At 42.6% G+C, this 6,051-nt stretch carries 5 protein-coding genes; 3 read left to right on the forward strand and 2 right to left on the reverse strand.

The window, feature by feature from the left end; genetic code table 11:
* Positions 1 to 470 precede the first annotated feature (470 nt).
* The 3 genes from MmiAt1_RS07380 (at position 471) to MmiAt1_RS07390 (ending at position 4,168) form a co-directional block, all read left to right on the forward strand.
* On the forward strand, positions 471 to 1,973 hold the full coding sequence (locus MmiAt1_RS07380; RefSeq protein ID WP_318786247.1) for a serine--tRNA ligase: 1,503 nt from the start codon (positions 471 to 473) through the stop codon (positions 1,971 to 1,973).
* Positions 1,974 to 2,110: 137 nt separating this feature from the next.
* Positions 2,111 to 2,848, forward strand: a complete 738-nt coding sequence (locus MmiAt1_RS07385) for an Abi family protein (protein ID WP_318786248.1) — start codon at positions 2,111 to 2,113, stop codon at positions 2,846 to 2,848.
* Positions 2,849 to 3,064: 216 nt separating this feature from the next.
* Positions 3,065 to 4,168, forward strand: coding sequence for a TRM11 family methyltransferase (locus MmiAt1_RS07390; RefSeq protein ID WP_318786249.1), 1,104 nt, complete (start codon positions 3,065 to 3,067; stop codon positions 4,166 to 4,168).
* 68 nt (positions 4,169 to 4,236) lie between these two features.
* On the opposite strand, the gene truA is transcribed toward MmiAt1_RS07390, so the two are convergent.
* The gene (gene truA / locus MmiAt1_RS07395; RefSeq protein ID WP_318786250.1) at positions 4,237 to 5,073 is read right to left on the reverse strand and encodes a tRNA pseudouridine(38-40) synthase TruA; all 837 of its coding nucleotides are present in this window, start codon (positions 5,071 to 5,073) and stop codon (positions 4,237 to 4,239) included.
* 61 nt (positions 5,074 to 5,134) lie between these two features.
* Entirely contained in the window at positions 5,135 to 5,875 is a 741-nt protein-coding gene (locus tag MmiAt1_RS07400) for an ArsR/SmtB family transcription factor (protein WP_318786251.1), read from the reverse strand.
* Between the last annotated feature and the right edge of the window lie 176 nt (positions 5,876 to 6,051).

The raw sequence follows: 6,051 nt of genomic DNA on the forward strand, positions 1-6,051 counted from the left end.
AATCATCCTTAATCTATTCTAATCATCCTTAATCTATTCTAATCATCCTTAATCTATTCTAATCATCCTTAATCTATTCTAATCATCCTTAATCTATTCTAATCATCCTTAATCTATTCTAATCATCTTTAATCTGTTCTAATCATCTTTAATCTATTCTAATCATCTTTAATCTATTCTAATCATCTTTAATCTGTTCTAATCATCTTTAATCTGTTCTAATCATCTTTAATCTATTCTAATCATCTTTAATCTATTCTAATCATCCTTAATCTATTCTAATCATCTTTAATCTATTCTAATCATCTTTAATCTATTCTAATCATCTTTAATCTATTCTAATCATCTTTAATCTATTCTAATCATTTCTAATATCTTTCAAAAATCGGAAAATATTTGTTTCCCAAAGAGAACATTTAATTATTTTTACACATTTTATCTCTAAACTTATTCATAATCAGGTGCATAAAATGGAATTTTATTTGAAAGCTTCTTTGAAAACAAGTGCCGACCCCGTTGTCGGCAAAGAAGATATTGAAAAAATTATGGCGGAAGCCGAGAAGACGATTTTGGCCAAAGGCGCGCCGGCAGGCGAAGGCGCAAAAATCAAAAGCTGGTCTCTGAGCGACAAAAGCATTGACGTCGAATTGATGTCCGGCCGCTACGTTCGTGTTCATGACGCTGTCATGCGTCTTAAAAAAGCGTTGGCGGAAGCGCTCGGCAAAACGCATAAAATCGGCATTCGCGGACTTGATGCGGAAGTTTTCACGATTTCCGTTCCGGCAGAGCATGATTTGAAAAACAAGAAAATTCCGTACGTCAAATCCGTTGATTTCAATGACGGTAATCTTCTTTTGACGCTTGACGTCGGGGAAGCGGAAATGCGCAACCAGGTTCCCGATCGTATTTTAACGCTTGTTGAAGACAAAATGGAACAGGGCGACTACGGCGCAAAAGCCGAGCACTGGAATTTGCTTTGGGAAAGCGAAGACCGCGACTTCCATTATTCGGAAGATCCGACCGAAGATATGCTCAAACAAGGCTGGCTCAAAAGAGGCGCCGGCCGCGGCCAATGGATTCACGGCCCGGTGACAACGCGCTTGTTCCGCGTGTTTGAACAGATCGTCGTCGACGAAATTTTAGCGCCGCTCGGCTACGATGAAATGATTTTCCCGAAAATGGTCATGTGGGACATTTGGAAACATTCCGGTCACGCCAAAGGCATTTACCCCGAAATGTATTACGTTTGTCCGCCGAAAACACGCGACCCGGAATACTGGGAAGATGTGATGGATTATTACAAAGTGACGCACGAAGTGCCTGTTGAAATGCTCAAAGACAAGATCGGCGACCCGATCGGCGGCATGTGCTACGCTCAGTGTCCGCCGTCCTGGGGCTTTTTCCAGGGCGAAACAATTGCAAACGACAGTTTGCCGATTTTGATTTTCGACCGCTCGGGAACATCCCACCGCTACGAAAGCGGCGGCATCCACGGCATCGAACGTGTTGACGAATTCCACCGAATCGAATTGGTCTGGCTCGGCACAAAAGAGCAGGTTGTCGAAACCACCAAATTGCTTCAGGACCGCTACATGCACATTTTCAATGATCTTTTGGATCTGAAATGGCGCAAAGCATGGGTGACGCCGTGGTTCATGGCGCAGGAAGGCATTGCCGGCGTTGCCGCCGACGAAGTGACGGGAACGACTGACTACGAAGCGCCGCTGCCGTACCGCGGGGCGGAAGGCGAATGGCTTGAATTCCAAAACGTCAGTATCAACGGTGAAAAATATCCGAACGGCTTTAACGTGAAAAGCCAGAGCGGTGAAAAGCTTTGGAGCGGCTGTTCCGGTGTGGGTCTTGAAAGATGGACCGCCGTCTTTTTGGCGCAGCACGGACTGGATCCCGAGAAGTGGCCGCCTGAAGTTAAAAAGAGATTCGGTAAAATGCCGAAGCAAGTTAAATTCTTATGAATTCTATTGTTATTTAACTAATTTAAAAAAATATTTATATCCTGAAGTCTTTGTGAATATTAACCGTACATGCCAGGTTCTTTTAAAGAGCTCTGGCATGTCATATCCTTATTTTAATTCAATTTTGAAGTTATATCATGGAATATACAAAGCCGTTTCTTTCAATCAACGAACAAATTGAAAAGTTAAAATCGGATGGTATTTTATTCGATAAACTTGAATCGGATGCAGCTCTTTTCTTTCAAACTAATAATTTTTACAGATTCAAAGGATATGCTCTTTCTTTCCAAGATGAATCAAAAAAGTTTTCAAACGTTCATTTCAAAGATGTAACGGATTTATATTTCTTTGATCATCGATTACGTTTGCTGTTATTTGAAGCAATCAGCCAAATTGAAATTACATTAAGGGCACAAATTGTTTATCAATATGCTTTAAAATATGGCAGTCATTGGTATCTTGATTCTTCTTTGTTCAAAGAGGGGAATGATAAAATTGATTTTCACCAAAGTTTTTTGAATGCGGTAGATGACGAAATTTCAAGGAGCCGTGATCTTTTTATTTCTCATTATCAAGATATTTATTGTAAACCTACTCTCCCACCTTGTTGGATGTGCCTCGAAGTTATCAGTTTCGGTTCTCTTTCCAAAAAATTATATTCAAATTTGGTTGAAAATGAATGTAAAACTGCTATTGCAGCTTATTTTGGTGTCAGTCCGACAATTTTACAAAGTTGGCTAAATCATATTGCTGTCATTCGCAATATTTGTGCTCATCACAGCAGATTATGGAATCGAACACTGCCGCGTATTCAAAATAACTCTAAGTATTACATTCGATTTCAAGGCTCCAAAAATATTTGCATTTCTGTTTAGTGTATTCAATATTTATTAGATAACATTGATCCGTCAAACACATTTGAGAAACGGTTTTTAATTTTAGTGAATGATTTAATTATGTCTGTTCAACATTCTAATATTAACCCAAAGGAAGTCGGATTTCCTCAAAAATGGGATGGCGAAAAATATTGGAAACTTCAATGATTATTTCAAAACAGAGAAAATAAATAATCGTTCTGCATTACAAGTTTCATGTTATACGCGTTTGAGCTGTCGGGCGAACATCCTGAAATTCCCGCGGCCGAAGTTTTGAGTGTTCTTTCTTCCAACGGGTTAGAATATTCTGTTTTTGAAAATTATTTGAGCTGTCTCGTTGTTGATATTTTTTCGGATTCCGTTTCGGATGAGGATATCTTTTGGATGATGCGAAATGTCATGCCGGATGTTTTGGCGATGACGCATTCGATTTCAAAAGTGATTGAGATTACTGATGTCGACGAAGAAGCGATTTTGTCGGCGGCCGAGCGGTTTCATGCGACGGATTATTTGAAAGAGGATGAAACTTTTGTCGTTCGCGCCAAGCGTCTCGGGGACAATTCTGTTTTGAAGTCCGTTGATTTGGAAGGCAAAATCGGCGGCCGGATTTACCGTCAGGGTTTTCGCGCGTCTTTGAAAGGCGCTGATGTCACTTTCAGGCTGACGCTGACGGATAAGGCGGTGTTCGGGGTTTTGGCAGCAGCCGTTGACCGCGGGGCTTATGAGCACCGGTCGCCTCAGAAAAAACCGTTCTTCTATCCGGGCGTTCTGATGCCGCGTGTTGCGCGGGCGCTGTCCAATATTGCGGGCGCCAAGACGGATGCTGTTGTCGTCGATCCGTTTTGCGGAACGGCGGGAATTCTGCTTGAAGCGGGTCTGCTCGGATCTGTTGTTCTCGGCGTTGACGCGCAGGAGAAAATCGTCGTCGGGGCAGCCGTCAATTTGGGCGGGTATGCGCAGTCGACGGGCGAACTGCTTTCCAAAGAAGAGCGTGAAACAAGCACGGATTTGATTCGATATGATCTGTTTGTCGGCGATGCCTGCGGTCTGCCGTTTGAAGACGGGATTGCGGACGCCGTTATCACCGATCCGCCTTACGGACGGTCGGCGGCGATTAAAGCGGAATCTTTGGAACGCCTTTACGACGAATCTTTTAAAGAAATGTTCCGGGTTTTGAAAATCGGGAAAAAGGCGGTTGTCGTTTCCGAAATCGAAGTTGAAAAATTTGCGCTTGACGCCGGTTTTCAAATCGAAAACATTTACAAACAGCGCGTTCATAAAAGTTTGACAAGAACGATTACGGTTTTGAATAAAAATTGAAAAATCAGAGTCTGTTTTTATTTCATTTTTTAAATTGCTGCCGTTCGCGCGCAGCGGCGCATTTTGATTCAGTCCAAATCCTGTCCTTTTTCGGGCTGCATGACGAATTGTTCCAAAATGGTTGAAATCACGAGGAAGCGATTGGATTCCCGCGTGTAAAAATCGTTGGTGTGCTTGATTGCATAATTGTCAATCATCCATTCGGGCTCGGGATCGTATTGAACTTCCAGGAAGATTAATCCGTAGGCCGGCGCGGGTTCGATTCCTTCTTCGTAATTGTCGGGATCCAGCATTTTGCCGATCCATTCGATGTCTCTTGTGCCGTTTCCGACAAGTGTTAAAGCGGAGACGATTTTTCGAATCATATTCCACAAATAAGCGTTGGCAACAATGTCGATTTTGATGACGGGGCCTTGGCTTCGGATGTCCAGTTTCTCGACTTTTCGAACGGTGGACCTCGGATTGTTTTTATCTTTTTTGGCAAAATTTGAAAAGTTGTGTTCGCCGATAAAAAGTTTGGCCGCGTCTCTCATTTTTGAAATGTCGTGTTCGTCGGCGTTTAAAACATATCTGTATTTTCGGCGGACGGCATGACGGCGCGGGTCGAAGTCATCGGAAACTTCGGCGTAGGCCCATGCCCAAACGTCGCGCGGAAGCTTCGAATTCAATATGCGCGGCAGTGCCATGCGCGGATTGTCGGTCAAAAAAGTCACCACTTGGCTGACGGAATGAACGCCGGCATCCGTTCGGCCGGATGAGGAAAGGTCAGCCGTTTCGGTATCGGTTATGACGCCGATTTCCAAAAGTGCCTTTAACAGTTCGCCTTCAACGGTTCTTTTGTCCGGCTGAATCTGGGATCCTGAAAAATGTGTTCCCTCATATCCGATTTTGAGTGCAACTTTCATGGTCATCGCTGAGTTTTTTAATTTTTAATAATTTCTTATTATAACTCAACGATTTATTTATTCATTCCGATTTGACAACCTTTTTAACGGTGGCGTATTCGATGACCCAAATGACAACGCAGACGAAAAGAGCGCCGGCGATAAACCAAAAGGCGTGATAATTCATTAAATTGAAAAACCAGTCGTTAAATGACATAATAGATTCATGGATGAATGATCCGCCGCCGCTTACGGCATCTGCGCCGGCCATAGCGGCATCTTCCGCCATTTCAGGCGCAGCCATCACTGAACTTTTCATCATGGCCGCGTTTTCTTTTTCCCAATGGCTTTGATAAATGTAATTTAAACCGAATCCCGCAAAAGCGGCGGCAACAAATGCAAATGCGTATTTTTGAATCATTGAAATCAATGAAATACGGCTCATTTTTTCGGGCGCGAAAATGATGACTTTCTCCGGCGCCTCGTAAATCTTGACTTGGCGTCCTTTTTCGCTGTATTTGATGCGCTGAATGCGGACCAAATCGTGTTCGACCATCTGATCGATGTTGTATTTGACGGTTGTGAGCGGAATTTCTAATTTTTCGGAAACTTCGCTTGCCGAGAGTTTTTCTTTTTTCAGCAAATCCAATATTTTCATGGACGTGTCATTGGATAAAATCTGCCGGATTTTTTTAGAATCTTCATTGACCGGAATGACGACAACGGAATCTGCGTCAAATGTTTCGAAACTTTCGGGGCTGCCGTCGGATTTTGGTCCAAGGTTATCGGCCGTATCTTTGGAGGTTGTGCCGGCTGTGGTCATAAATATCATGTCCTGTTCGTTTTTTGCAAGTTTATTTTTGCAGGTTTAATTTTGCAGGTTTAATTTTGCAGGTTTAATTTTGCAGGTTTAATTTTGCAGGTTTAATTTTGCAGGTTTAATTTTGCAGGTTTAATTTTGCAGGTTTAATTTTGCAGGTTTAATTTTGCAGGTTTAAT

This window comes from Methanimicrococcus hacksteinii (assembly GCF_032714515.1).
GTDB classification, from domain to species: Archaea; Halobacteriota; Methanosarcinia; order Methanosarcinales; family Methanosarcinaceae; genus Methanimicrococcus; species Methanimicrococcus hacksteinii.